Annotated in this window: 26 protein-coding genes and 1 tRNA gene; 18 read left to right on the top strand and 9 right to left on the bottom strand. The window is 39.4% G+C overall.

All coding sequences use genetic code 11. From position 1 onward, the window contains the following. Positions 1-104 precede the first annotated feature (104 nt). The 3 genes from V6C71_17180 to V6C71_17170 all read left to right on the top strand — a co-directional run bounded on the left by V6C71_17180 (position 105) and on the right by V6C71_17170 (position 2,241). Entirely contained in the window at positions 105-533 is a 429-nt protein-coding gene (locus V6C71_17180) for a hypothetical protein (protein ID HEY9770195.1), read from the top strand. Continuing rightward, positions 497-643, top strand: coding sequence for a hypothetical protein (locus tag V6C71_17175; GenBank protein ID HEY9770194.1), 147 nt, complete (start codon positions 497-499; stop codon positions 641-643). Before V6C71_17180 ends, V6C71_17175 begins: the two co-directional genes overlap by 37 nt. A gap of 377 nt (positions 644-1,020) precedes the next feature. Beyond that, entirely contained in the window at positions 1,021-2,241 is a 1,221-nt protein-coding gene (locus V6C71_17170) for a Piwi domain-containing protein (GenBank protein ID HEY9770193.1), read from the top strand. 72 nt (positions 2,242-2,313) lie between these two features. Here the strand turns inward: V6C71_17170 and ilvC are convergent, their stop codons facing one another. After that, a complete protein-coding gene (gene ilvC, locus V6C71_17165) occupies positions 2,314-3,312 on the bottom strand; it encodes a ketol-acid reductoisomerase (protein ID HEY9770192.1) in 999 nt (332 codons plus the stop codon). Positions 3,313-3,436: 124 nt separating this feature from the next. On the opposite strand from ilvC, the gene V6C71_17160 reads away from it, so the two are divergent. Continuing rightward, positions 3,437-3,832 (top strand): nuclear transport factor 2 family protein, encoded by a 396-nt coding sequence (locus V6C71_17160; GenBank protein ID HEY9770191.1) that lies wholly within the window; start codon positions 3,437-3,439, stop codon positions 3,830-3,832. Positions 3,833-3,932: 100 nt separating this feature from the next. Here V6C71_17160 and V6C71_17155 read toward each other — a convergent pair whose 3' ends face one another. Next, entirely contained in the window at positions 3,933-6,338 is a 2,406-nt protein-coding gene (locus V6C71_17155) for a ribonucleoside-diphosphate reductase subunit alpha (GenBank protein ID HEY9770190.1), read from the bottom strand. Positions 6,339-6,771: 433 nt separating this feature from the next. Here V6C71_17155 and V6C71_17150 point away from each other — a divergent pair, with 433 nt between their 5' ends. From V6C71_17150 to V6C71_17105, 10 genes are all read left to right on the top strand, one after another. Beyond that, positions 6,772-7,050, top strand: coding sequence for a PipX family protein (locus tag V6C71_17150; protein HEY9770189.1), 279 nt, complete (start codon positions 6,772-6,774; stop codon positions 7,048-7,050). A 29-nt stretch (positions 7,051-7,079) separates the two neighbouring features. Then, positions 7,080-7,751 carry a YggS family pyridoxal phosphate-dependent enzyme gene (locus V6C71_17145; GenBank protein ID HEY9770188.1) on the top strand — a complete coding sequence of 224 codons (672 nt, stop codon included), beginning with the start codon at positions 7,080-7,082 and terminating at the stop codon, positions 7,749-7,751. Between the two features lie 667 nt (positions 7,752-8,418). Next, positions 8,419-8,994: a cell division protein SepF gene (locus V6C71_17140; GenBank protein ID HEY9770187.1), complete on the top strand. Its 576-nt coding sequence runs from the start codon at positions 8,419-8,421 to the stop codon at positions 8,992-8,994. A 29-nt stretch (positions 8,995-9,023) separates the two neighbouring features. Beyond that, positions 9,024-9,830 (top strand): pyrroline-5-carboxylate reductase, encoded by an 807-nt coding sequence (gene proC / locus V6C71_17135; protein ID HEY9770186.1) that lies wholly within the window; start codon positions 9,024-9,026, stop codon positions 9,828-9,830. A 15-nt stretch (positions 9,831-9,845) separates the two neighbouring features. Further along, positions 9,846-9,968 carry a hypothetical protein gene (locus V6C71_17130; GenBank protein ID HEY9770185.1) on the top strand — a complete coding sequence of 41 codons (123 nt, stop codon included), beginning with the start codon at positions 9,846-9,848 and terminating at the stop codon, positions 9,966-9,968. A gap of 12 nt (positions 9,969-9,980) precedes the next feature. Then, on the top strand, positions 9,981-10,115 hold the full coding sequence (locus V6C71_17125) for a hypothetical protein (protein ID HEY9770184.1): 135 nt from the start codon (positions 9,981-9,983) through the stop codon (positions 10,113-10,115). A 259-nt stretch (positions 10,116-10,374) separates the two neighbouring features. After that, positions 10,375-11,706: a cytochrome P450 gene (locus V6C71_17120; protein ID HEY9770183.1), complete on the top strand. Its 1,332-nt coding sequence runs from the start codon at positions 10,375-10,377 to the stop codon at positions 11,704-11,706. A gap of 69 nt (positions 11,707-11,775) precedes the next feature. Next, positions 11,776-13,137: a 23S rRNA (uracil(1939)-C(5))-methyltransferase RlmD gene (gene rlmD / locus V6C71_17115; GenBank protein HEY9770182.1), complete on the top strand. Its 1,362-nt coding sequence runs from the start codon at positions 11,776-11,778 to the stop codon at positions 13,135-13,137. A 355-nt stretch (positions 13,138-13,492) separates the two neighbouring features. Continuing rightward, positions 13,493-13,954: an anti-sigma regulatory factor gene (locus V6C71_17110; GenBank protein ID HEY9770181.1), complete on the top strand. Its 462-nt coding sequence runs from the start codon at positions 13,493-13,495 to the stop codon at positions 13,952-13,954. Positions 13,955-14,026: 72 nt separating this feature from the next. After that, a tRNA-Cys gene (locus tag V6C71_17105) sits at positions 14,027-14,098 on the top strand. A gap of 86 nt (positions 14,099-14,184) precedes the next feature. Here the strand turns inward: V6C71_17105 and V6C71_17100 are convergent. From V6C71_17100 to V6C71_17090, 3 genes are all read right to left on the bottom strand, one after another. After that, positions 14,185-15,243: a radical SAM protein gene (locus V6C71_17100; protein HEY9770180.1), complete on the bottom strand. Its 1,059-nt coding sequence runs from the start codon at positions 15,241-15,243 to the stop codon at positions 14,185-14,187. Between the two features lie 27 nt (positions 15,244-15,270). Then, a complete protein-coding gene (locus V6C71_17095) occupies positions 15,271-15,516 on the bottom strand; it encodes a hypothetical protein (protein ID HEY9770179.1) in 246 nt (81 codons plus the stop codon). A gap of 187 nt (positions 15,517-15,703) precedes the next feature. Next, positions 15,704-16,075 carry a hypothetical protein gene (locus V6C71_17090; protein HEY9770178.1) on the bottom strand — a complete coding sequence of 124 codons (372 nt, stop codon included), beginning with the start codon at positions 16,073-16,075 and terminating at the stop codon, positions 15,704-15,706. A gap of 332 nt (positions 16,076-16,407) precedes the next feature. On the opposite strand from V6C71_17090, the gene V6C71_17085 reads away from it, so the two are divergent. Continuing rightward, a complete protein-coding gene (locus tag V6C71_17085) occupies positions 16,408-18,006 on the top strand; it encodes a hypothetical protein (GenBank protein HEY9770177.1) in 1,599 nt (532 codons plus the stop codon). Positions 18,007-18,880: 874 nt separating this feature from the next. Then, complete coding sequence (locus V6C71_17080; GenBank protein ID HEY9770176.1) at positions 18,881-19,186, top strand: hypothetical protein; 306 nt, start codon at positions 18,881-18,883, stop codon at positions 19,184-19,186. A gap of 106 nt (positions 19,187-19,292) precedes the next feature. On the opposite strand, the gene V6C71_17075 is transcribed toward V6C71_17080, so the two are convergent. From V6C71_17075 to V6C71_17060, 4 genes are all read right to left on the bottom strand, one after another. After that, on the bottom strand, positions 19,293-20,411 hold the full coding sequence (locus tag V6C71_17075) for a branched-chain amino acid ABC transporter permease (protein HEY9770175.1): 1,119 nt from the start codon (positions 20,409-20,411) through the stop codon (positions 19,293-19,295). A 104-nt stretch (positions 20,412-20,515) separates the two neighbouring features. After that, on the bottom strand, positions 20,516-21,733 hold the full coding sequence (locus V6C71_17070; protein ID HEY9770174.1) for a transposase: 1,218 nt from the start codon (positions 21,731-21,733) through the stop codon (positions 20,516-20,518). A 46-nt stretch (positions 21,734-21,779) separates the two neighbouring features. Next, entirely contained in the window at positions 21,780-21,992 is a 213-nt protein-coding gene (locus tag V6C71_17065; protein HEY9770173.1) for a hypothetical protein, read from the bottom strand. A gap of 62 nt (positions 21,993-22,054) precedes the next feature. Then, the gene (locus tag V6C71_17060) at positions 22,055-22,372 is read right to left on the bottom strand and encodes a 2Fe-2S iron-sulfur cluster-binding protein (protein ID HEY9770172.1); all 318 of its coding nucleotides are present in this window, start codon (positions 22,370-22,372) and stop codon (positions 22,055-22,057) included. 283 nt (positions 22,373-22,655) lie between these two features. On the opposite strand from V6C71_17060, the gene V6C71_17055 reads away from it, so the two are divergent. Both V6C71_17055 and V6C71_17050 read left to right on the top strand, forming a co-directional pair. Beyond that, positions 22,656-23,483: a phytoene/squalene synthase family protein gene (locus V6C71_17055; protein ID HEY9770171.1), complete on the top strand. Its 828-nt coding sequence runs from the start codon at positions 22,656-22,658 to the stop codon at positions 23,481-23,483. Between the two features lie 173 nt (positions 23,484-23,656). Continuing rightward, complete coding sequence (locus V6C71_17050) at positions 23,657-25,384, top strand: diflavin flavoprotein (GenBank protein ID HEY9770170.1); 1,728 nt, start codon at positions 23,657-23,659, stop codon at positions 25,382-25,384. Positions 25,385-25,618: the final 234 nt, after the last annotated feature.

Raw genomic sequence — 25,618 nt, 5'->3', positions numbered from 1 at the left:
TTAGTTAGATAACACTTATGTTTAGTCTGCCTTGGCAGGCTTTTTTTTTAGGAGATACAATCTCAATTATTTGCACGAATCAGAAACTAAACAAACTTACTTGAATGAATCAAGCCGACGTTAAAGTCTACTTAAATCGCTTTCCGCTTAAAAAATTAACTGAGGTGGATAAAACTGTTCAGATCTATAAATGCAACTTTGAGTCATCTCCTGAATTAGGTCAAGAATATTCTGCAATCAACAGCATTCCTTATAAAATTGGATATACATCAGGAGTAAGATTTGGTTCAACTATTATTACTAAAGAGAAAATATCTGACAAATACTTGAGTAATAAAGATTGGACTTTACAACATCAAGAAACCAAGCTTTTAAATTCAGAAAAGTTAGTTGAAAAACAGGCTTTAGAAAGACTAGAAAGGCGTTGGTTAGGTAATGAAATTAGACAAAGATCCGCAAGAAATAGAATAGAAAAAGCCCGAGAAGGAGGATTTATTTGTGGAATGCGGATAAAATTATTCTCGAAGATTTAGGTTGGGAAGTTCACACAGGGGTTCGTTTAGATTTAGAGCTTCACTATTCAGGCATGGTATTAGTTGAACTTGATACTCATCATCGTTTTTACTCTCCTTGGACATTATAACAATGGTTACAAACTTATTCTGATATTCCAATTAAGTGGGTACGAAATACCTATAATTTTCTTTCTTGGCAACTAGTTCGCACTAGTAATGAAAACCCTGAGCAAGTAATATTATTAACAGGGGCGAGTCTAACAGATTATCATCGAAAATTAAACATACCTGCAACAGAAGCTGAAATTAAGGATGCGAGGGTTGTTTATTTAGATAGCAAAAATCAAGAAATACCACATCTTTCTACTAGATTAAGACCTAGTATAACAATGGAAATTTTAAGTATTTTAAAAGAAAGAGGTTCCAAAGAAGCTGCTAAGTTTTTTCTCAAACTCGTCAACCTACTAAAGATCGCTTTAAAAAAGGGGAGAATACAGCTAAATGGTTGGCTCAAAAAATTTACAATGTTGATGTTAGGATAAAACCTCAAAAAGTTCTAGGAATTATTTTGAGAGATAAATCGCCCTTACTATTAACTAAATCAATTAAGGTTAATCGTCCTAAAAAAAGTCTAGATTTAGGCTGTTATAGTGTTGGGGAAAAACAGTTTGGTTGCTTAGATTTAACAAACAGCGGTGGCTGGTCAAAATTTATTAGCAATAAGCTAGAAAGTGTAGCTAAAAAAAGTGATGTAAATATTTTTCTAGAATCTGCAAAAAATAAACAGGATTTACCAAATAGTTCGTTAGCACGTAAACAATTTTGGCAGAGTTGGGCAAATCAAGGTACTCAAACTATTTTGGTTGTCACCCCCTGGTTAGAAAATACAATAAAAGCTCAATTTCAAAGAGAAGCTTTAGAAGCTAATATTGCACTTCAGTTTATGCAGCCTATGTTTAAGCTTGAAGATTATCGCATTGCTAACATTGTTCTAGGTTTATTACTGAAAGCAAAATGGCAGCCAGTCGGATTAAAAGCGATCCAAGATCAATACGCAGCAGAAGTAGTGATTGGTTTTGATGCGGGAACAAATAGACAAATGTATTACGGTACAAGTGCGTTTGCTGTCTTAGCCAACGGACAAAATTTGGGTTGGGAAATTCCTGAAGCGCAACGAGAAACAATAAGTGGTCGAGTAGTCTGGCGTACTGTAAGTAATATTATTACTATATTTCAGAATCAAGAAAATAGAATGCCGAAACGGATACTGTTACTGAGAGATGGTTTGGTTCAGGCGGATGAATTTTTGGAAACAGTTGCCGAGTTGAAGCAAGCAAAGATCGCCGTCGATATTTTAGGGGTGAGAAAAAGTGGTGCAGGTAGGATGGCAGTATTACCTTATCAATCAGAGTCTTTAGAAGACGCATTACCTGGAACAGCGATACTATCAGCTGATGGAGATACTTTTCGTATTGTTACTTCTGAAGCCAAGGCGGGAGGAAGCGCGCGTCCTTTGCAAGTAGTTAGAGATTATGGAGATGCGCCTTTAGAAATTTTAGCTCGTCAAATTGATAGACTGTGTATGCTAAACCCTGCCAGCGCATCTGCTTATAGTCGTCTTCCTTGCGTTATTCATTTTGCCGATAGAATGGCAAAATTGGTTCAGCGTTTGGGAGGAGTTGGGGTGTTACAAGGAGTCGATCGCCAGAAAATTATCTGTGCCTAATTTGATGTACAGCGATCGCCCTACTTAAAGGTATAATCTTCAACTAAGGCGATCGCCTAGTAGCTCAACTCATTACTTGACATTTTTGAGCCAGCTAAAGTGAGCGCGAACATCTTTACCCACCTCTTCAATGGGATGTTCTGCTTCCAAACGGCGGGTAGCGGTAAATCCTGGCTTACCAGCCTGGTTTTCTAAGATAAAGTCACGGGCAAAATCCCCTTGCTGAATTTCTCGCAAAATCTGACGCATTTCAGCGCGAGTATTTTCGTTGACTATTCTCGGACCACGAGTATAATCACCATATTCAGCGGTAGTCGAGATACTATCGCGCATTTTGGCCAAACCGCCTTCAACAATCAAATCGACGATTAATTTAACTTCATGCAAACATTCAAAGTAAGCCAATTCAGGCTGATAGCCAGCTTCTACCAGGGTTTCAAAGCCCGTTTTAATCAAAGCGCTTAGACCACCACAAAGAACTGCTTGTTCGCCAAACAAATCGGTTTCGGTTTCTTCTCTAAAAGAAGTTTCTAAAATACCCGCTCTAGTACCGCCTACACCTTTAGCATAAGCCATAGCGCGATCGCGTGCCTGACCTGTCGCATCTTGGTATACCGCAAATAGGCAGGGTACACCCTGTCCTTGAGTGTAGGTGCGTCTAACCAAGTGTCCTGGACCTTTTGGCGCAACCATCATTACGTCTACCGACTGGGGAGGAATAATTTGACCAAAGTGAATATTGAACCCATGAGCAAACGCTAAAATTTTACCGTCGGTTAGATGAGGCGCAATCTCTTCGGTATACACTTTCTTTTGGACTTCATCTGGTAGCAGAATCATAATTAGATCTGCTGCTTTAGCTGCATCTTCTACAGAATGAACGGTTAATCCATCTGCCTCTGCTTTGGCTTTTGACTTACTTCCAGGATATAAACCAACAATTACGTTTACTCCGCTATCTTTAAGATTAAGGGCATGAGCGTGTCCCTGAGAACCATAACCGATTATTGCTACTGTCTTATCTTTCAACAGGTCTAGATTGGCATCCTCGTCGTAATACATCCGCGCCATAAGAATTTCTCCAGCATCGTTAAATCTTGCCTGATTATTATAGTTTTTTATGCCAACTGAGAAAACATAATGAAAACGATAAACTTTATAGACACAATCTATAGGTGTTAAGCGGAATTCTTTTATGACTAATCCAACAGACAAAGAGATAGTTTTAGCTACTAATGAATCTTTTTACCAGGCTTTTTCTAGTCAGGATCTCCAAGCAATGACATCTTTATGGTGGCAAGGTTCAACTAGCTTGTGCATTCATCCTGGTAGTCAGCCGATTTTAGGTTGGTCAGAGATTAGAGACTCGTGGGACGCTATTTTTCGTAACACTGATTCTTTGGAGATAGATATAGAAATTGTCAAAGTGGAAACAGATCGCTCACTTGCTTACGTGATGGTCAGAGAAATAGTGTTGCAGTCAAGCCGAGGCAAAAAAATGAAGGCGCAATCAATGGCAACTAATGTCTTTCAGAAAATGGCGCAGAAATGGTATATCGTCAGTCATCATGGTAGCCCGATCATGCGGTGATTTAATAGTAGCGTCTGAGATTAAATAAATTACTGGACTAACTTAGAGAAAAGATGGGTTTCGCTATAACTCTACCCATCCTCAAAAACATGAAGCAATTTTAATTGGCACAAGCTGTACAGCCTTCACCAGACTCTTTAAAGTCATCTTTTTGGACAGTACGAACGTAATAGACAGCTTTACAGCCTTCTTTCCATGCCATGATTAGGGTTTCATAAATATCTTTAGCTTTCACTGCTCTTTCTGGTTCATCAGGGAAATATACTCCTTGATTGAGATTAAACAATAATTCCATTGAAATGCCTGTATCGATCCACTGTTGGATAACTGCAACTGCTTTAACTACGATTTTCTGATCGAGACTTTTATTTTCGCGATAGAACCAAAAGCAATCTTCGATAAAGGGAGGAGCAATAGGTACAGTACCTTTTGCCCACTTGTCATAGAAAAACTTACTGTATGCAGGTAGAATGCTAGCGGTACAACCCTGTACCAGAGAAGAAGAAGTGTTAGGAGCGATCGCCGTAATATGTGAATTACGAATACCGTAGGTTTTAATATTCTGGGCTAACTGGATCCAACGATCTTTATCTTGAGCAAGTTCTAAAATCTCCTCTAACGACTTAGAACCTATTAGTTTGTTTTTACTCCATTCGCTACCAGGAAACGCCGCATAAGCACCACGCTCTTTGGCTAATTCCATCGAAGCGGCGGTAGACCAGTAGCCAACCTCTTCAAACAGATGACTAATTTGCGCTAGGCTTTCATAAGTTAAATGGCGTTTTGCCAGCCAGTCAGCTAACCCCATACAGCCTACGCCAATCGTGCGGTATTTGTCGTTATGGGTCTTGCTATCGGTAAAGGGAGGCTTGGTTATATCAATTGTATTGTCGAGAATTCTCACGGCTAAGCGAGCAGCATCAGCTATTTCAGATTCTTCGACGTTAGCTAAATTAAGAGATACTAAATTGCAGCAGTGCGCCTCCAACCCTGGCTTGACGTTGCTAAAGCTCTCACAACAGAGATTTACCCCAGGAATATAACCTTCATGCTTGTTGGGATTTGCCCGATTAATCGTATCCTTAAACGCCAGATAAGGCATTCCTGTCTCTACCTGACTCCGCATAATGTGTTTAAACAATTCGCGGGCATCTATTTGCTTGTAGAGAGTAATTTTACGATCCAATTCTGCTTCAATTCGAGCATAAGCAGCTTCAAAGTTTTCGCCCCATTGTTCGGCTAACTCAATACCTAACTTTTCTTTAACTTCATAGGGATCTACCAGCGTCCACTTTTGGCATCGCTCGACTCGACGCATAAATTCATCGACGATTACCAGTTGGGGAAAGACATCATAGGCTTTGCGACGACGATCGCCATTTTCCGCCTGCATCTCTAAAAACTCAGGCACATCTAAATGCCAGATATCCAAGCCAATAGTCACAGCCCCAGCCCTACGTCCACCCTGATTAACGGCGATCGCCGTATCATTGAGCAACTTAATCCAAGGAATAACGCCCCCAGAAGCATGATCTTTGCCCATTACCCAGCTACCAGTAGCGCGGATCCGACTGACATTTACCCCAACGCCACCACCATTCTTAGAAATTCTGGCTGCGTTGGTGATTTCGGCAAAAATGCTTTCTAAATTATCATCCATGCCAATGATGAAGCAGCTACTCAAAGAACCATCTGGCACTCTTAAGTTAGCTAAAATCGGCGTGGCTAAGGAAATTTTCCGTTGGGCGATCGCTTCATAAAAAGATCTGGCTACATTCAATCTAACTTCGGACTTTTCATTAACAGCAAGCAGTAAAGCACAGGTAAGATAAGCTTCTTGAGGTAGTTCATTGGTTAACAGGTAACGTTTAGTTAACAGTACTGCCCCAGCATAATCATAATCTTTGTCCCAATCAGGATTAATCCAAGTTCCTGCTTTCGTTAGTTCAGCCGTAGAGTATTTTAAAATATTGCGATCGTAACGTTTGGCCTCTAGCTGAAATTGCACTGCTGCGGGGTAGTTTCCATAGCCAAATCCCCGACTTACCTGAGTATCTTTCCAGCGACTCCAGATATGCAGTCTTCCCGCTACATAACGCCATGCTGGTTCATCAGGACTACACATTCCCAACGCGCAGTCGATTAAATTATCCTGAATATCTCTAGTGGTTACACCGCTGCGTAATCTAGTGGTTAAACCAGCTTCTAGGGTAATTAGATTAACATTTTGTTCGCTACAGGCCCATTCAACTACAGAACGAATTTTAGATATATTAAGAGGCGTAAGTGAACCATCTCGTCTTACCACCTGAATCGATGTCGTTGAACCAGCCTCAAATATTTCTCCTGGCATCTGAGCGCAAGTAGAATCACGCTGTTGAGGCAATACGCTACCTAAACCATTAGGATTAGCGATCGGCTGCTGATTACGTCCAGTTTTCGAGACTTTTGGCTCTGAATTAGCTGTTGATATGGAGTTGCTGGTTAACGGGAAACTTGGCTGCATATACTCTGAGGCTGAAAAGTTTTTACTCGTCTGTTTACTATAGCTCAACTTTTACCACATATAGCGTTTCGTAAACGAGGATTAGCCCATATTACTCTATATATAGTTTTAGATCTAGTTTTTTTGAGCTTTGGTATCAGAACGATAACTTGATTTTCGACCCAAAAATGCTATCACAACTGAGCCATAGTTTAACGCTCATCTAAGATAATTAGCTTCACTTATACTGAGTTATAGCAGTCGGGGCAAAGATTAAAATATTTTTACTCGTTTTCCTATTTCCTCTTCCCCGTTTTCTTTGTAACAAGATTCTGATGTCCTCAGCTATAAATTTGACTGCTATATCTATAACTTTGAATTTCCACTGGTGAAGGGTGAATAGTATAATTTTTAGAATATTCTTGGCACATAGCAAAAATTAATTAATTACCGAGTGAATAATCAACCCAATGAAGTTTACCTGAATCACCCTACTTTCGGACTTCTCTACAGAATATGTCTGTTGAAAGATAATCAAGAATTATTTACTACCCTGTACGCTCAACGTCTGTTTTTTACCGTAACTACTAGTAGCGCGTCTTTTTCTTTTGAACCTATTAGCAGGACAGATGCTCGTATGTTAGTGGAAAGTTTACTCCGAAGATTATTATTAGACCGAGAAGCAGAAAAACATCGACAATTACAGGCTATTTATCAACGCACTTTTCTTTAGTTTTGACCTCCAATTCAAAGAATAACTTAATGGAAGGCTATATTACGCAGCAAATTAAATTAATCAAGCAGCAAATTCCCCAAAATGTTGAGTTAATCGCAATTACCAAACAAGTCGGCATTGAAGCAATGCGAGAAGCTTATGCAGCAGGAATCAGCAATTTTGGTGAAAATCGTCTTCAAGAAGCTTTAACAAAACAAGAACAGCTACAAGATTTAACTGATATTAGCTGGCATTTTATTGGTCATATTCAAAAAAATAAAGCTAGAAAAGTCATGGAAAATTTTGACTGGATTCATTCAGTAGATAGTTTTGCTTTGGCGCAAAGATTAAACAGGCTCGCTGAGGAGTTGAACCGTATACCTAAAGTTTTCTTGCAGACCAAGGTTTTATCAGATCCTAATAAGTATGGCTGGCAAGTTGCAGAATTGTTACAAGATTTAGAGCAATTGAATCAATATCAGTATCTTAATATTCAGGGTTTGATGACAATTTTGCCTCAGGGATTGTCTCCTGCACAAACTTTAAGTGCATTTCAAGAAATCCATCAATTAGCAACAAGAATAAAACAAAAGAACTACTCGAATTTAAGCATGGAACAGCTATCGATGGGAATGTCTAGTGATTACCAACTGGCAATCAAAGCAGGTGCTACGGCAATTCGTCTAGGTAGAATTATTTTTGGCGAGCGAAATACTTAAATACTTAAGCAAGCATTGTGAAAGCGAAAGGATCAGCAAAAACACTGGAGGTATAATCAAAGCGCTCGCTCTTTTGCTATTGAGCGAACAGAGCATAATTTGACTTGAGAAGTATTTTTTATGCCTAAGTATCAAGATATGTATCCCTTAAGTATGCTTTTGGTTTAGATGCTGATAGCTGAGAAAAATTGCAGATCGCTACCTAGATGAAATTAAATATATCGATTTTCTATCACTCTCCAAATTCAGATAGTAACAAATCACTTCAATTTTGATTGTAAATAAAAATAAATAAAAGCTAAGTTAAATAAATTTAAATCAATAAATAGATCGTACCGAACCTGTCATTTGGGGTTATGTGGAGTAGAATTGAGTCGCCAAACAAAATATTTCTTTGAACACAGCCACTTTCTCACTAAATTTTGAGGATGAAACTGATAGTTGACCTAATATTTCAAACTATGACTAACAAAAGATAACTCATAAAAACAAGTTGTCCAAAAAAAATAGTTTTTTATTAGATTGATAAGCGAACTTGCTGCGTCAGAAAGGTTATAGCCGCATCTGAACGCTAAGGAAAGGGCGAGTCTTATAGCTAAACAGTAATTTTAAAGAAATATCGTACTAGCCAATTAAAAGTCGTAAATTAATAGGGATTGTCAGCAATATGTTTAATACATTAAAAGAATTTTTTGGAATTGAAAACGGATACGAGGGTGAAGATGAAAATTATGCCGAATACGATCCTGCTCAGGAAGAAATGGATTCTCAAGCATTTCTTAACTCTTCGGCATCTCACACTCAACCAGAACTAACCAAAGTATCATCTCCCAGCAACCAGAAAAATAACCGCAAACAAGAAATGAAGCTAAATAATGTGATCGGTATGCCAGGATTAGCCAACGGAAATTCAGAAGTAGTAGTTATTGAACCCCATTCTTTTGAAGAAATGCCTCAGGTTATTCTAGCGTTGCGCGAACGTAAGTCAGTAGTATTGAATCTGAATGTCATGAACCCAGAAGAAGCTCAAAGAGCCGTTGATTTTATTGCTGGCGGCACTTATGCTATGGATGGTCATCAAGAAAGAGTTGGCGAAAGCATCTTTTTGTTTACTCCAAGCTCGGTTAAAGTCAGTAGTCTTTCGGGAATTTTGAAAGATGTACACACTCCAGAAACTCATGTACGTCGATCTGTTCCTGCTCCTGATGCCTGGGGACAACAGCCCAATGCAGCAGCTCAGTAAGTTCAATGAATCAATAGTATTATTAGATTATGAAATCTAATAGTATTTGCCTCAGTATTATTGGTGGCGGGGTAATGGCAGAAGCTATATTATCCCGCCTTTTAAAGCAACAAGTTTTTGCTGCTAATACCGTATTAGTTAGCGAACCTAGAGCAGAAAGAAGAGATTTTTTAGCCCAAAAATACCAAGTTCAAGTTACGGCAGACAATCAGGCTGCTATATCTGCTGCTGAAATACTATTACTTGCCGTTAAGCCTCAAACATTTAATTCAGTTGTCGTTGACATTACTCCCAATACCAACAGCACCGTTATTTCGATTTTGGCAGGAGTAACTATAGATAAACTAGAAGCAGCTTTTCCGCAGCAGTCAGTAATTCGCGTCATGCCCAATACTCCCGCTACAGTAGGTGCAGGGATGAGCGCGATCGCTTCAGGAACATACGCTAAAGAGCAACACATTGAACGAGCTAAATCTATTTTTACCGCCGTAGGAGAAGTAGTAGAAGTACCAGAATCTTTGCTCGATGCCGTAACTGGATTATCAGGTTCGGGTCCTGCTTTTGTGGCACTGGCAATTGAGGCTTTGGCAGATGGTGGTGTAGCTTCAGGATTACCCAGAGCGATCGCTCTTCAGTTAGCAACCCAAACAGTATTGGGTACAGCAACTTTAGTAAAAGAGACAGGTATACACCCAGGAGTCCTCAAAGATCGGGTGACGAGTCCTGGAGGAACAACGATCGCGGGAGTTGCTAAATTAGAAAGTGCAGGGTTTCGTTCGGCGTTAATTGAGGCAGTTAAGACTGCTACAGCTAGATCTAAAGAACTAGGTAAGTAGGAGAAAAAATAGAAAGTGGCAAACGTTGAATCTAAGCAACAATATGAGGGAGCAATCTTACAGCAGCTAATTAAAAACTCCGAAAGGTTGGTCATAGTAGAACAGGACATATCACAACTCAAGCAAGACGTATCATAACAAAAGCAAGATATGGCTTTTGTCAAGCCCAAAGTTGAAAGTATTGATCGCACTTTGGGATCTATCAAATGGATCTTAGTGACGATCGCTTTAGCAATAGTGGCTAATATTTTTAGTCAACCCATAACTAGCTGGTTGTTTAATTAATGATCGACTTTAAAGCGATCGCTAATAATTGCCAAAAACGACAAATATCTAAATCTAAATAAATTTTTCTTATGCTTAGGCTTGTTTGTTTAGGAGATAATATTACTGCCAAAGAAAAAGAGCGTGATGGAATTCTTAAACTTACTCCCAGACTACAACAAAGCTTATCAAACTGGAAGATTATTAGCAAGATTCGATCAATCAAAAACTGAGAAAATATAAGTTAGCTGCAACAGTACTGGCTACTGAAGGTAAAAACATGACTATAAGTGAGAGTAAATTAAATTCTTTACCCGAACCTCCTGGTAAAACTGGATTGCCTTTTATTGGTGAAACGATCGCCTTTTTGAACGATCGAGACTTTAATCAAAAACGAGTTGAGAAATACGGCAAGGTTTATCAAACCAAAGTCTTCGGTAGTCCGACGGTGATGATGATCGGTTCAGAAGCTAATACTTTTTTATTTCGCCATGAGAATAAGTATGTAGTCTCTACTTGGCCGAAAAGTACCAGAGTTTTATTAGGCAAAAACTCTTTATCGGTTAATAACGGTAGCTTTCATACTTCGCGACGTAAGCTACTGTATGAGGCGTTTCAGCCTAGAGCTTTAGCTAGCTATATTCCTACGATGGAAAAGATTACGAACAATTATCTGCAAAAGTGGGAAGCGGCAGGTATGTTTACCTGGTATCCAGAATTGCGCAACTATACTTTCGATATTGCCAGTAATTTGTTTGTCAGTACCGACGGTGGTTCACAAAGTTCTGTCGGACACTATTTTGAAGATTGGTGTGCGGGTTTGTTTACGATTCCGATTTCTTTACCCTGGACTAAATTTGGCAAGGCTTTAACAGCGCGTCGGAAGTTACTGGAAAAACTTGAGCAGATTATTCTCAAACGTCGGCAGAATGATAATCCTGGAAAAGATGCGTTAGGGTTACTGATTCAAGCCGAAGATGAGGATGGGAATAGTCTCAGTTTAGAAGAATTAAAAGATCAGATATTGTTACTGTTGTTTGCAGGACACGAAACCTTAACTAGTGCGATCGCCTCTTTTTGTCTTTTAACCGCACAACATCCTAAAGTCATGCAGCGTCTTGTGGAAGAACAAAATCAGTTAAACATAACTGGTACTCCAACACTAGAAGATCTCAAAGCGATGACTTATCTCGAACAGGTGCTAAAAGAAGTTATGCGTTTAATTCCGCCTGTAGGTGGTGGCTTTAGGCAAGCGGTAGAAACTTTTGAATTTGGTGGCTATCGGATTCCTCAAGGCTGGAATATTCAATATCAAATTGCTCAAACCCACAAAGACGAAGAGATTTATCCCCAAAGCGATCGCTTCGATCCAGATCGGTTTGCACCCAAACAGCCAGCGGATAAGCAAGCTAGCTTTGGCTATATTCCCTTTGGCGGTGGCTTAAGAGAATGTATCGGTAAAGAGTTCGCTCGGTTGGAAATGCGCCTATTTGCCTCCAAGTTGTTGCAAAATTATCAGTGGGAACTATTATCCAATCAAAACTTAGCATTAGTAACTGTCCCTACTCCTCATCCCCGCGATGGTTTAAAAGTTAACTTTAGTCGCCGATAAATTAGTTATCAGTCTCATCTTGCTCGAATCTGATTAAATATCTTCATTGAAATAATTTATCCTAAATAAATGAACCAAAAATTACAGCAAGGTCAAACAGTTGAACTAGAAATAACCGATCTCAATAGCAGTGGCGAAGGGGTAGGTAGACATGAAGGGAGAGTTGTTTTTGTACCTAATACAGTAACAGGCGATCGCATCACTACTAAAATAATTCAGTCTAAAGCTAAATTTGCCAAGGGTACAGTTCAGCAGTTGCTGAATCCATCTCCGCAGCGTATACGTCCTAAATGTATTGTGGCTGATAAGTGTGGTGGTTGTCAGTGGCAGCATATAGACATGGATTATCAACGTGAAGCAAAACGTCAGCAGGTAATCCAGGCTTTTCAACGGATAGGTGGTTTCCCAGATATTCAGGTGCAGCCAATTCTATATACATCGGATGCTCTGAATTACCGCAATAAATCTACATACCCTCTAGCCAGATCCGCTACAGGACAAGTGCAGGCTGGTTATTATCGCTACAGTAGCCATAAGTTAGTTAATCTTAATCAGTGTCCCGTACAGGATGAGCGTTTACATCCATTGCTAAAAGAGGTCAAACAGGATATTCAGCAGCGAGGATGGTCGATCTATAACGAAACTAATCATCAGGGAAAGTTACGTCATTTATCTCTCAGAATTGGCAGCAATACTGGGGAAATTTTGCTTACTTTGGTAACCACCGATCCCAAGTTAGTTGGGATTGAAGAGCAAGCACAGCTTTGGTTGGATAAATATCCTGGACTAGTGGGAGTTTGTTTAAATATCAACAGCGATCGCACTAATGCTATTTTAGGTAAAATAACCCATACCGTTGCGGGTAAATCTTATCTTCGGGAGATCTTTGCAGGAGTTGAATTGCACATTGCTGCGGATACTTTTTTTCAGGTTAATACCAGCGCAGCAGAATTATTACTTCAGGCGATTATTGAACAATTAAACTTAATCGGAAATGAAACTATTATCGATGCTTACTGTGGTGTTGGCACTTTTAGCTTACCTTTGGCTCGAAAAGTAAGCCAGGTTATCGGAATAGAACTTAATCCTGCTTCGATCGAACAGGCAAATAACAACGCTAAGATCAACCAAATCAAAAACGCAACTTTTTATTCTGGAAGGGTCAAACACTGTCTCGAACAAATCGAGCTTCAACCAGATATTTTGCTGCTCGATCCACCCCGCAAAGGCTGCGATCCTGAGGTAATTACGGCTATCTTAAATTTGCAACCTTCGCGTATTGCATACATCAGTTGCCAACCAGCAACCTTGGCAAGAGATATCAAACTATTATGTCAGTCGAAGATGTATCAGCCAGTTCAGATTCAACCTGTTGATTTCTTTCCTCAAACCACTCATGTCGAGTGTTGCGTCATTTTGAATAGGCAATAGTTCAAGATTTTAATCTGTTTTGTTGGTAAAATTTAGTATAATTAATAATATCGGGGATGTAAGCATCTGTTCAAACCTCAAGAGGAAGACTATGACTTTAGCTGTTAGATTCGCCAACAAACTAAAGGAATTACTGCCATGATGAGGCTGTAAAAACTAATAACTAATAATTTTAACCGGCAAAAATACTAATCTGGAGGAAACAGGAAGTTTCTTTTCAGCTAGCAAATGCCAATTTAACTAGCTTTAATACTTAAGTTAATGTCACTAAATCGACTCTAAAATTGACACAAGAGATATAATCGTCAGTTTCCAACAGCACAAATCCTACAGTTTAACCTAGAGGTATAAATTAGTGATTGCCATCCCTATTCCTTGGAATAGAAGCAAGTGGACTACTATGAGCTTCACTTCAACACTCTATCTTTGTCCTGTTCTCGATTTACTCTTAGTAAGCGTACCTCTAGAATGGCGAGCAGAAGTAAGATTAGGATTACAAGAAGCATTAGTTAATGCAGCTAAGCACGGTAATAAACTAGATCCTAGCAAAACTATTATTGTTAGATTTACAGTTACCAATACAGAATATTCATGGGTAATTGCCGATGAAGGCGGCGGCTTTACAGAAGGATTTAAAAGTTTTAACAGTTGCCCCGATCGGGGTAAAGAATTACCAATAGATGAATCAGAGAATGGCAGAGGCTTTTCGATTTTACACGAAGTTTTTGATAGCGTACATTGGAACAGAGATGGAACGCAATTAACCTTGTCAAAAGCAGTATCAAGCACTAAGGAAAAGCAACCTTCTATCTGTTAGAAATATTTTCATTCCAGCCCAGGTTAATAGTGAATAAAGTTTGATATACTAATTAAGCGTTATTAGCAGGGTGGCGACATAGCCAAGTGGTAAGGCCGTGGATTGCAAATCCACTATCCCCCAGTTCGAATCTGGGTGTCGCCTTGATTAGCGTTGTGCCTCAAGCAGTCTAATATTTGTGCATCTAACAGAAATCGGCACGCAATTGTGTTGGCGATCTAGACGTTAGATTAAGTCCAATATAAAATCTTAGCTTGAGGAAACTTGGTGTTGATTTGAGTCTGAATAAAATCTTGTAGTTCTTGCATCGTGTCTTTCTTGTAGACGTATTTTACCCCACCAAATTTATTGCGCTTGTGAGTGCGATCATCCTCTTCTAAATCCAATTTACTGTTGGGATACCATGTTTGCAATACCTCTTTCGATTTAGGGGTAAAGCGATGGGTAATTAATTCAAAAGTAAGATCGCAATCTAGATCTAAGGTTTGGGCAATCTGTTCAAATAGATTAGCGTAATGTTGTTGCCAGTCAACGATCGCCATAATTGGTGCAAGGACTATTCCTATAGGATAACCATTCAAAGCTAATTTACGTATTGCCTGCAATCTCTGTGATACCCTAGCAGTGCCACCTTCGAGCGAATGACTTACAGGATCGGCATTAACGCTAACGCGACAATGAGTATGTCCATTATGGGGTAAATCTAATAGTTGATCTACATAATCGAATTTACTAACCCAGCGCAAAGAAGCACTACTCCTAGTACCAAAATAGCGAATGCACTCAGCTAAACTACCAGTTAGGTGTTCAATTCCCAGGGGATCTGTATAGCAACTAACCTCATAGGTAGTATGATGCTCTTCTTGCTCATAATTGCTAAGATTAGCCAAAATTTGCGGTAGATTGGCATAAACTTTGACCACGGGAACATTAGACAGACTCCCCGCTAAATAACAATATTGGCAGTGTGCAGGACAACCCTGCGCCAAATGAAATTGCCAATCAGCAGAAGGTGGTATGGGGGTTAGTTTTAGCTGGCTGGGTGGTGCATTGACTATGGCTAAGGTATTTTTGGCGATCGCATAAGTTTCTCGCTCATTTTTACCTCGCAATCCTGTAATCCTATTTTGTCTAAGCTTGATAACGGGAATGTTAAAAGATTCTACTCTTTTAATAATTTCTTGTCCCCAGTCTTCGGCATAAGCAGCAGGAGTCACTAGTACTTGCTTGGGTAACCAGAGTTTTGTTTTGGATTGAGTAGTCTTGGGTTTAGTAGAGCTAATAAGCATTGGAAAATTGAGATTAATTAATTAATGTTATTGAGCAAAAGCAATTAGAGGTTTTGTTATGGACTTATCTGTCTGAAATCTTGCTGTATAAAAGTCCCCTAAAGGATATGCCCGTGCATGATTTGCGACGCGTCGCACAGATGAAGGCAGATAAACACAGATGGATTTATCGGTAGGGAGTGAGATTAGTTCTATGGCAACCGCGATCGCTTTTGGCTCATCGTGTTTACAGATGTAGCCGTTAGGCTTCTCGAACAGCACGCAGATAAACATAGATGATTGATCTGTTTGGCAACCACGTCTAAGTTTTTGGTAAGTTATCGATCGCGCTCGTTTAATATTTTGATATTTATTTCTTTATCTAAGGCGCGAGAATTAATATAAGTTGTTGCATTGCATTAGGATAAATAGCAAGTAGTTTAAACTACTTGCTATTTATCCTTTTGCCTTCACTCAATTTTTAACTGCTTATCAAACGATTCCATAATTCATAACCAACTTTATTCTTGGGAATTATCAAATTGTTATTTTCTGCTGACATATCTCCCATTCCCGTAAACTCCTCGCGTAAAGGATCGTTAAGATTAATATAGGTTGCTCCCTGTTGCAGACGAGTTCCAACTTTGAGAACGGGAATTTTTTTTAACTCATCTTTGGTAAAATCTGCGAGGCGATCATGAAGTTCTTCGAGATCATAGGCAGTTAAATCATACACATCTTCTTGAGTTGTCTCTACGCCATGGTTTTGACCTGCCATCGGGTCAGGGTTCAAATCTTTTTGCCATTGGTCTGGCTCTTGGTCGCTAGGATGACCTGACTGTTGCGAAACCATAATGTTAAATAATGTAATGCTACTCTTTTATTCTTGGCAAAGATTAATCAAACGGCATCTAGCGAAAGCCAGATAAAATCGATATGTTTGTGATCTACGAGCATTTCAACAGACGTAAATCATTTAGCAATTTACTGAGTATATATTGCGCGATCGCATTTTATCGACGTTGCACAATTAAGTAGTAAAGACACAAAATTACATACATAGATCTTGCCGAACCTACGTCAGAGCGATCGCACTATTGAACTAAAGATAGTATTTTTATGCCAAAATTAGCAGGATGATTTTTAACAGCTAACAGCTAACAGCTAACAGCTAACAGCTATTCCATGAGTAACAGAGATTTATTCGCTCGCGAAGCCCTGGCGCAGATTCCCAAGATTTTGACTCTTTTAGATCGCAATCCTCATAGCCCCACCTATGGTTGTTTTGATCGCACTTTTTGGCAATATAAGGTGATTGATTTTCCGGCGGGAATGTCTCAGGAGTTTGTTTATCCGCTAGCTTTGGCGTATCATTGCAATCTTCCAGGAAATATTTATTATCAGCAGCCCATGATTGAGGAGTGGGTTAAAGCAGGAATTAATTATGCTTACTGGAGTAGTCATGCTAATGGTTCATGTGATGACTATTTTCCCTATGAAAGAGCAGCAGGCGCAGCCGCTTTTTCTTTACTTGCCTGTCTAGAAAGTACTAATTTGATGAGCTTAGAGCATTCTGAAGCAGTTCTGAATTTTTTCCGCAGACGGGCAGACTGGCTGGCAAAACATCAAGAAAGCGGACGGCTAACTAATCATCAGGCTTTAATTGTACTTTGTCTGGAGTTAGTCGGCAGACTACTTAAAACAGATCGCTGGGATGCTAGTAAGCAAGAGCGTTTAGAACAGGTATTGTCCTGGCAAAATCCTGAAGGCTGGTTTGTTGAGTATGAAGGTTGCGATCCTGGATATCATACCCTAACTATTTCTTGTTTGGCGCGGCTATATGAATTAAACCAGAGTGAAAGATTGAAACAGGCGATCGCCTCAGCAGTCAAGTTAGCGGCGGAGTTTGTGCATCCCGATGGTTCTTATGGTGGAGAATATACCAGTCGCAATACTTATAACTTCTTCCCTCATGGATTTGAGCTAGTAGGTAAATGGCTACCAGTCGCTTTAAATATTAATGACCGCTTTTTGCAGGGGTTAGCCAATGGTTTAGGCTCTTGCTATGCCGACGATCGCATTATTGGACATCATACTTGGAATTATCTTTTAGCCTGGCGTGACTTTATCCCTAGTCGTCCCCCTTTACAGCCTCGTACTTCTGGCACGATTCATTTAAAACAAGGGGGTATTTTAATCGATCGCCGAGACAATACGGAACTGTATTTAGCCCTCAATAAAGGCGGTGTGTTTAAAATATTTCGCGATAATCAGCTAGTTGCTTCGGATACTCAATTTTCTTTGTTAGTGCAGGATGGCAATAAACGAAGAAACGCAGTGGGACATTTGGTAGATAATTATCAAGTTCACCTTAGCACCGATCAAATTGCGATCGTGGGTAATCTTGGCTGGGCGAAACAAAAGCAGATGAACCCGAAGAACTTAATTATTCTGCGAGTAGTAATGTTGTCTTTGGGGCGTTATTTTCCTAATTTAATTCGACGTAGCTTACAAAAAATTCTGATTACAGGCAAACAAAAAACCCCATTTAGGTTCTCTCGTCGCTTGTCTTGGCAAAACGGGCATTGGCAGATTGACGATCGCCTTACTGCCGAGTCTTGGGATAATGTGGTGGCAGCAGATATCGGTTGCGATCGTACTTCAATCTATGTCGTCATGAGTCGCACCTTTCAACCAGGACAACTGCAACCCGCTTGGGATTTGAGCGATCGGCTGAGAAACTTAAATTCAGAAGAATCGCTTAATCTTACTAGAAATGTTTAGTTCTAGGTTTAGTTCTAACACCGAACCAATAATCAAAGTAATTCTAGTACTTATAGCTTAACTTTATTGATTTAAAAGGCAACATTATTTGGTTGTTAAAGCTGAATAATCAGGACAGACAGTTATTTTTTAGTACTTCGACCGAGAAATATTTATTAAAATAATGAATCAAATAATTGGTTATATTGTAGTTCAATAAGAATTAAATAACCGTATATCTTTTTGTAGTTTGCTTAAAATTTATTTTAGGTTACCATTATTTTTTTAACTTTGGTTTTATGGTCGAACTATCAAGCAGAAAATTAGCGATCAATTGGTTAAAAAATAAGCTAATTAATCGCGAAAATGGACTGGTTTTCGATGATCTTGATTTTAGTAGCCTTGATATTATTCAGAGCTTTCTCGAAGCTAACGATAATTCTTTGAAAACTCCAGCTATCTATTATTAAGCTTTTTCAGGAGAAAGCACCGCTGAATTTCTCAGCATTTTTAGCGAAGAATTGACCGCCAAGCTAAACAATTTAGAATTTAAATCAGACAGATCTTTGTCAGAGATTATTGACAGTGCTGGATTGAAGCTGATAATTATTAATCGAAGCTATTTTCACCCTTTAAACACTCTTGATCAACTATTAAGGCCGTTTGCTGATTGCAAGGTTTGATTTTAGTCGGTACTTATTGCCAAATGAAAATTGCCAAAATTATCAGCCATCCGACAGTTTCTCAGTGGTCAAGATTGGCAATTGATTGCCAATGTGAATCTTTAGCAAAAATATGCTGAAATTACCTGAAAATTTTGTGTAATGTAAAGCTGCTACCCAAGAATTAATTTAATGCAGGATATAATTGATTTTTAATTTATCAGGAGTAACTAATGAACAAAAAATTACTTACTACATTAGGCTGTTCTGGTTCGGTAGCTTTATCTTTACTAAGTGCAAATTCGGTTAATGCCAGAGAGTATGTTTTTACTGCTCCTGAGTTAGACAACCAAATTGCTGAAATTCCCAAGAGTGAAACTGACTATCCTTTTGCCGACTGTAGCTGCAATGAATACGATGCCGAAACAGCAGCCAAAATAGACCGCGAAGGCGACAAGGCAATTAAACTTTATGGTTGTGATTGTGCTGGCTGTAGAAATTTAGTGCGTAATATTGATGCTAATCAACAGCAATCATAGTTAACGATTTTATTGATTGGCTAATAGTTGAGAGCTAATAGCTTTTAACTATTAGCTCTTCTCACGAAGTTTGATGGCACTATACCAATAGTATTTGCCCAGTATTTTACTTGCTTAAGGTTAATTCTTCTTTCCTCCCCAGGATTCCTTGAGGTCGCCACACCATTAAAATCATCAGAATTAAGCCGATGATCATGACGCGAAAAGCTCCTTCTTCTGAACTATTAAACCAGCCCAATTTTGGCAAATAAAAGCGAGTCAAGGCATCATAAGCCCAGAAAATAATTGCTCCTAACAATGCCCCAGGGTTTTTACCAGCACCACCCAAAACCACCATCGTCCAGACATTGAAGGTAACTAGAGTCTCGAAATTGCTGGGGTAAATAGTAGTGAGTTGCCAAGCATAAAACGCTCCTGCCACACCTGCGATCGCACCACCCAGCATAAACGCCTGTAGCTTATACCAAAAAACGTTCTTACCCAAAGCTGTAGCAATTTCTTCATCTTCGCGAATTGCTTTTAATACTCGACCCCAAGGGGATTTGACCAGCAAATCTAATCCCCAATAAGTAACGGCTACCGCAATTAAAACTAACAGCATTAAGCCAGCTTTGTAGTTATAGTTTAGTAAAGCAGCACAGCCATTAATATATATAGTTAAAACCGTTGCTATTCCCACAATGCCCCAAACGATTAGACTGGCTGCTTTAGTTGGTTGATAGCTTTTGCCTTGAATGTCTTTAGCTTCGCGCCATTGCGATCGCCCACCTCGCCACAGTTGCCAAGCTGCGAAGATTGCTAATAAAGTTAAAATGCCAATCAAAATATATTTTTGAAATAGATTAGGATCGAAACGTTCTAGAGGTAAGGGAAAACCGCGAACGCCAAAAGATCCTTCGGTCAACCATTCTTCGTTAAGAGCAACTAGACGTAATAGTTCAGAAACTCCGATGGTGACAATGGCTAAATAGTCTTCTCGTAATCTGAGGGTAGACATCCCAATCAATAATCCGAGCAATGATGCGATCGCCACTCCAGCAATAACTGCTACTATCAGCGGGACACCTTGTGAACTTAACAACACTGTTGTATATGCGCCAACAGTCATAAAAGCTACATGACCAAAATTAATTAATCCTGCGTAACCCCACTGTAAATTCAGCCCTAGAGCGAACAAGGCATACAGCCCAACATAGATTGTTAGAAAAACTAAGTAACCAACCATTAAATATTTTCCCAGCTATTAACTGCATTCTTGCAGCCGATTGTAGCTTAGTTGACCATATAATCATTGACACTCCCCCGATTAAAAATCAGGGGATTCTTGGTTCAGCGATTTGACTTACCCTCGCAGGTGTTGCCACCAACCAAGATAGAGGTCGAATCTCCCCAAGCGTTTAGATCTAATATTTCATTAGACCAGCTTCCGATATGCCCTATCGTAGCTTTTTTCAAAATATTCAATGATGCAGCATAATCTCTATCCATAGGCTCAATGCCACAATCACATACATGAGTGCGAGTAGAAAGAGATTTTTTCACTCTTTTGCTACAATTGGGGCAATCAGATGATGTGTAGTGTGGAGGTACGGCAACTGTTAACCTGCCATACTTTAATCCAAAATACTCAATCCATTTCCTTAGCTGTGACCACGCAGCGTCATTGATACTTTTAGCTAATTTTTTATTACGAACAAGATTTTTAACTTTTAAATCTTCGTAGGCGATCAAATCGTTAGATTGAATTAAACGGAGTGCCTTTTCTTTGGCAAACTCTTCTCGCTGCCTACTTACCTTCAAATGTCTCTTGGCGTATTTTTTCTTAGCTTTTATATAGTTATTAGAAGCAGGTTTGCCTCGAACAAACTTTTTCGACTTTCGGTAATTTAATTTGTTTAGCTTACGTTCGGATTTGCGATAGTATTTAGGGCAATTGACAGTTTCACCGTTACTGTCCGCATAAAAGTACCTGAGTCCAACGTCGATCGCAACTGCTTTACCAGTAGGCTTCAATTGTGGAGTTATATCCCTTGGATCTAACTTAACTGACAACTGAGCAAAATAGCCATCTGCTCGTCGAACTATTCTTACTCGCTGAATCTGCCATTCGGCAAAGTAGAATAAATCTCTGCTTCCAATCAACTTCATCTCATTAATGTTGTTACCATCAGTGAAAGTCAATCGTTTTCTTTCTCTATCTAGCTTCCAGCCAGATTTTTTAAATTCAACCGAACGAGTTTTTTTAGAATACTTAGGATACCCTTTCTTTCCCGCAACTTTATTTTTACAGTTAGTGTAGAACTTCAATATTGCAGTCCATGTTCTTTCGCAAGCTTGTTGACAAGCGGTAGAGTTAAGAGATTTTACAAAAGCAAACTCTTTTCTGAGTTGGGTTACATATCTGTAGATATCTTTCTGACCTACTTCAGAACCATCTTCCCAGTAGCGAAGACACTTATTTCGTACAAACTGAACTGTACGAATAGCTTCGTCTATCGCTTGATATTGCTTTTGTTTACCTCTAAGCTTATATTCTAAAATGAACATGAATTGCGTAGTTGAACTGCTACGTAAAATAGTATACCATGAATATCTAACTGCCAAATAAATTTGGCTCGACAGATTTGAAATCTGTCGGTCGCTTATATCCACCGTTTTGAAAGACAGTGGCTTTACGCTCCTTTTCCGTAAAGGAGTAAGAAGTCCTCTCGATCCTTAAAAAATTGCATCTACTCAAATCTAGAATGGCGATCGCCAAAATTTTAGTGGACATACAGAAAAAGGCGATCGCCATGACCCAAAACATTACGTATCCACCAATGTCTTGGGTTTTTAAGTCTTGTATAAATCAAAAGTTTCAATCATGAATTACTGATTACCAAATTGTCTGGCGTAAACAATATCTTCTTTACCAGACTCTAGTTTGATATCAGAACGGGGGTATGACACACACAACAAAGCGTATCCCTCTGCTTGTAATTCAGGAGAGACGCCCATACCGTCACTTTGTTCGACTTCTCCTGAAAGAATTTGAGCAGCACAGGTAGTACAAACCCCAGCACTACAAGAATAAGGTAGGTCAATACCAGCACTCGTCGCTGCCTCTAAAATATTTTGTGATTCTGCAACTTGAATAGTTTGAGTTTTACCCTGATGGTTTATTTCAACGCTATAGGTATTAGACATAATTAAAAAAAATTTTTATCAATGATTTAATTAGATTTTATATCTTCTCATAAATAGACTTTCTCATATCTGTGAACTAGGTAAAACAGCAACTAGCGATCAAGCATTAACCATCGACAATTCATAATCAACTTAAAAAGTTTATGCTCTTCTCATCTAGAAATCAAATTTTCAGTGTATGCTTTTCGATAAGTCACAATCATTTGCGTCGTTCAATCTCCAGATTTGAGCAAACGACAACGATTACTGTGATTGTTGATCAGTGTGAGGAGTAGCGGATCTAATGAATTTGCAGAACAGGGCATTAGAAACCCTAAAACAAACTAGTAGGACATTTTACATTCCTATTGCCCGCTTGCCAAAAGAGCTACAAGATGCAGTTGCATCAGCTTATCTCTGTATGCGTGCAATTGATGAAATAGAAGACACTCCAGATCTTGACAATCATACCAAAGCCGAACTTCTGCGTAGTATTAGCCAGAGAATGCAAGAAATGACCGATGTTGAAGCTTATGCTCGTATTGGCGCAGATTTAGCTTGTTATAGTAACGTTTTGCCAGAGGTTAGTTTATGTGTTGGGGACTGGGCAAGTCTCGCCCCTAACACGATCGCTCCCCGAATTTGGGATGCTACCGCAGCGATGGCAGATCGAATGGCATATTGGGCAGAACATAACTGGACAATTAGCACCGAAGCCGATTTGGATCGCTATACCTTTAGCGTAGCAGGAGCTGTAGGTTTATTGCTATCAGATTTGTGGGCTTGGTACGATGATACCAAAACTAATCGCCAATATGCGATCGCTTTTGGACGCGGTTTACAGGCGGTGAATATTGTTCGTAACCAAAGAGAAGATTCTCAAAGAGGGGTTAGCTTTATTCCTGAAGGCTGGACAAATATAGATGTTCAACACTATGCTCGTCGCCAATTAAAGCAGGCTGATTTATATGTTGAAGCTTTGCCCAAAGGCAGTCCAGCTTTGAGTTTTTGCCAAATTCCTTATATATTAGCCAAAGGTACTTTAGATGCGATCGCACTTGGTAAACCCAAGCTGAGCCGTTATGATGTTCTAAATTTAGTCGAGAAGGCGGCTAACGTTAAATCTGCTTAGTATTTCTCGCTTGGGGACGATTGGCTAGATCTCTATCTCTATGACTCGATCCCCATTTTCTCATCACATAAATAAAACCAAACATTGTGATAAATAAGTATTGATTACAGATTAAAAAGTCGTGGCACAATGAAGAAGAGTAAAGAAATTTAATAAAAGTTAAAAGAGGGGCTATGGTCGCAACACCAATTAAAACCCAACCAAGGTTAAGTATTCAAACTGCCGAGATTGACCCTGATACTACAGCAATTCGTTCCCTAGACTGGGATCGCGATCGCTTTGATATCGAGTTTGGTCTACAAAACGGCACGACCTATAATTCTTATTTAATTCGTGGTGATAAAATTGCTTTAGTCGATACGTCCCACGCTAAATTTCGCCAGCTGTATTTAGATACTTTGCAGGGTTTAATCGATCCGCAACAAATTGATTACCTGATTATTAGTCATACTGAACCCGATCACAGTGGGCTAGTCAAAGATTTTCTGGAACTTGCACCCCAAGCGACGGTAGTTGCTGCCAAAATGGCAATTAAGTTTTTAGAAGATTTAGTACACCAGCCTTTTGCACAACAGATCGTTAAAAATGGCGAGACAATTGATTTAGGTCAAGGTCATGTAATTGAGTTTGTTAATGCGCCTAATTTACACTGGCCCGATACTATTTTTAGTTACGACCACAAGTCAGGTATTTTATTTACCTGTGATGCCTTTGGGATGCACTACTGTTCCAATGCTATCTACGACGAAGATCTTAAGGCAATTGAAAAAGACTATCGTTTTTATTATGACTGTCTAATGGGACCTAATGCTCGCTCTGTACTTTCGGCAATGAAGCGAATGGATCAGCTGAGCGAAATTAAGACTGTCGCTAATGGACATGGCCCTTTATTGCGCCACAACCTTCAAGAATTACTCGATCGCTATCGTAACTGGAGTAAAGCCCAAACTAAGGCAGAAAAGAGCGTAGCGGTATTCTATGTCTCCGATTATGGCTACAGCGATCGCATTAGCCAAGCAATTGCCAAAGGCATTACCAAAACTGGTGTGGCAGTAGAAATGGTCGATTTGCGCTCGGCTGACAATACTGAAGTCCACGAAATCGTTAATCGTTCTGTGGGTATTGTGCTTGGTATGCCGCCGTTGGGTGGCAAAAAGCAACAGGACATTGCTGCTAATTTAGGTACAGTTTTGGCTGCATCTAAAGAAAAACAGATGATTGGGATGTTTGAATCCTACGGTGATGATGACGAACCCATCGATCCACTATTAACTAAGTTTCGCGAGGCGGGTTTAAAACCTGGCTTCCCCGCGATCAGGATCAAAGATGTACCTACTGAAGCTGACTATCAGAGATGTGAAGAGTCAGGAACTGATTTGGGACAACTCCTCACCCGTAAGGATTTAGTCAAGCAAATGAAATCTCTCGACAGCGATTTAGATAAAGCGATCGGACGCTTGAGTGGTGGACTGTACATTATTACCGCGACTAAAGGAGATGTAAGTAGCGCGATGTTGGCTTCCTGGGTATCTCAGGCTAGTTTTGAACCACCTGGATTGACTATTGCTGTAGCTAAAGATCGGGCAATTGAATCTTTGATGCAGGTTGGCGATCGCTTCGTCTTAAATATCCTGGAAGAAGGTAAGTATCAAACTTTGATGAAACACTTTCTCAAGCGATTTAAACCAGGTGCAGATCGTTTCGCAGGAGTTAAAACTCAAACCGCAGCTAACGGTTCTCCTATTTTGACTGATGCTTTGGCATATTTAGAATGTGAGGTATCCAGCCGTATGGAATGTAGCGATCATTGGATTGTCTATAGTCAGGTCAATTTAGGTCGAGTTTCTAATCCAGATGGTTTAACCGCAGTTCACCATCGTAAGGTAGGAAATCATTATTAAACTCGATGTTACATAAGTAATGGTTGAGGCTGTTATTTAATTAGTTGTTAGTTGTTAGTCTTAGAAAATTTGCAGGCAACTAACAACTTTTTTAATATTTAGATGTTTTAATCAGGCGTTTTGTAATTTTCCTCTAAAGATGCTAGCCTTTGGCAAAGATTCTCCTTCCTCTAAGCAAGAGTTAATCATTAACTGCAATGGCATCTTGAAATGACTGTTAAAATAACTAAACTC

It is taken from the genome of Coleofasciculaceae cyanobacterium (genome assembly GCA_036703275.1).
Taxonomy (GTDB): domain Bacteria; phylum Cyanobacteriota; class Cyanobacteriia; order Cyanobacteriales; family Xenococcaceae; genus Waterburya.
This window is presented reverse-complemented; position numbering and strand designations above follow the sequence as displayed.

Bases quoted from the DNA above. Each gene is read 5' to 3' on its own strand.
- rlmD (HEY9770182.1), top strand. From the start codon at position 11,776: ATGAACCAAAAATTACAGCAAGGTCAAACAGTTGAACTAGAAATAACC.
- V6C71_17055 (HEY9770171.1), top strand. From the start codon at position 22,656: ATGAATTTGCAGAACAGGGCATTAGAAACCCTAAAACAAACTAGTAGG.
- V6C71_17090 (HEY9770178.1), bottom strand. From the start codon at position 16,075: ATGGTTTCGCAACAGTCAGGTCATCCTAGCGACCAAGAGCCAGACCAA.
- V6C71_17075 (HEY9770175.1), bottom strand. From the start codon at position 20,411: ATGGTTGGTTACTTAGTTTTTCTAACAATCTATGTTGGGCTGTATGCC.
- V6C71_17145 (HEY9770188.1), top strand. From the start codon at position 7,080: ATGGAAGGCTATATTACGCAGCAAATTAAATTAATCAAGCAGCAAATT.
- V6C71_17060 (HEY9770172.1), bottom strand. From the start codon at position 22,372: ATGTCTAATACCTATAGCGTTGAAATAAACCATCAGGGTAAAACTCAA.
- V6C71_17125 (HEY9770184.1), top strand. From the start codon at position 9,981: ATGGCTTTTGTCAAGCCCAAAGTTGAAAGTATTGATCGCACTTTGGGA.
- V6C71_17155 (HEY9770190.1), bottom strand. From the start codon at position 6,338: ATGCAGCCAAGTTTCCCGTTAACCAGCAACTCCATATCAACAGCTAAT.
- V6C71_17080 (HEY9770176.1), top strand. From the start codon at position 18,881: ATGAACAAAAAATTACTTACTACATTAGGCTGTTCTGGTTCGGTAGCT.
- V6C71_17120 (HEY9770183.1), top strand. From the start codon at position 10,375: ATGACTATAAGTGAGAGTAAATTAAATTCTTTACCCGAACCTCCTGGT.
- V6C71_17100 (HEY9770180.1), bottom strand. From the start codon at position 15,243: ATGCTTATTAGCTCTACTAAACCCAAGACTACTCAATCCAAAACAAAA.
- V6C71_17160 (HEY9770191.1), top strand. From the start codon at position 3,437: ATGACTAATCCAACAGACAAAGAGATAGTTTTAGCTACTAATGAATCT.
- V6C71_17065 (HEY9770173.1), bottom strand. From the start codon at position 21,992: ATGTTTTGGGTCATGGCGATCGCCTTTTTCTGTATGTCCACTAAAATT.
- V6C71_17095 (HEY9770179.1), bottom strand. From the start codon at position 15,516: ATGTTTATCTGCGTGCTGTTCGAGAAGCCTAACGGCTACATCTGTAAA.
- proC (HEY9770186.1), top strand. From the start codon at position 9,024: ATGAAATCTAATAGTATTTGCCTCAGTATTATTGGTGGCGGGGTAATG.
- V6C71_17140 (HEY9770187.1), top strand. From the start codon at position 8,419: ATGTTTAATACATTAAAAGAATTTTTTGGAATTGAAAACGGATACGAG.
- ilvC (HEY9770192.1), bottom strand. From the start codon at position 3,312: ATGGCGCGGATGTATTACGACGAGGATGCCAATCTAGACCTGTTGAAA.
- V6C71_17180 (HEY9770195.1), top strand. From the start codon at position 105: ATGAATCAAGCCGACGTTAAAGTCTACTTAAATCGCTTTCCGCTTAAA.
- V6C71_17050 (HEY9770170.1), top strand. From the start codon at position 23,657: ATGGTCGCAACACCAATTAAAACCCAACCAAGGTTAAGTATTCAAACT.
- V6C71_17070 (HEY9770174.1), bottom strand. From the start codon at position 21,733: ATGTTCATTTTAGAATATAAGCTTAGAGGTAAACAAAAGCAATATCAA.
- V6C71_17085 (HEY9770177.1), top strand. From the start codon at position 16,408: ATGAGTAACAGAGATTTATTCGCTCGCGAAGCCCTGGCGCAGATTCCC.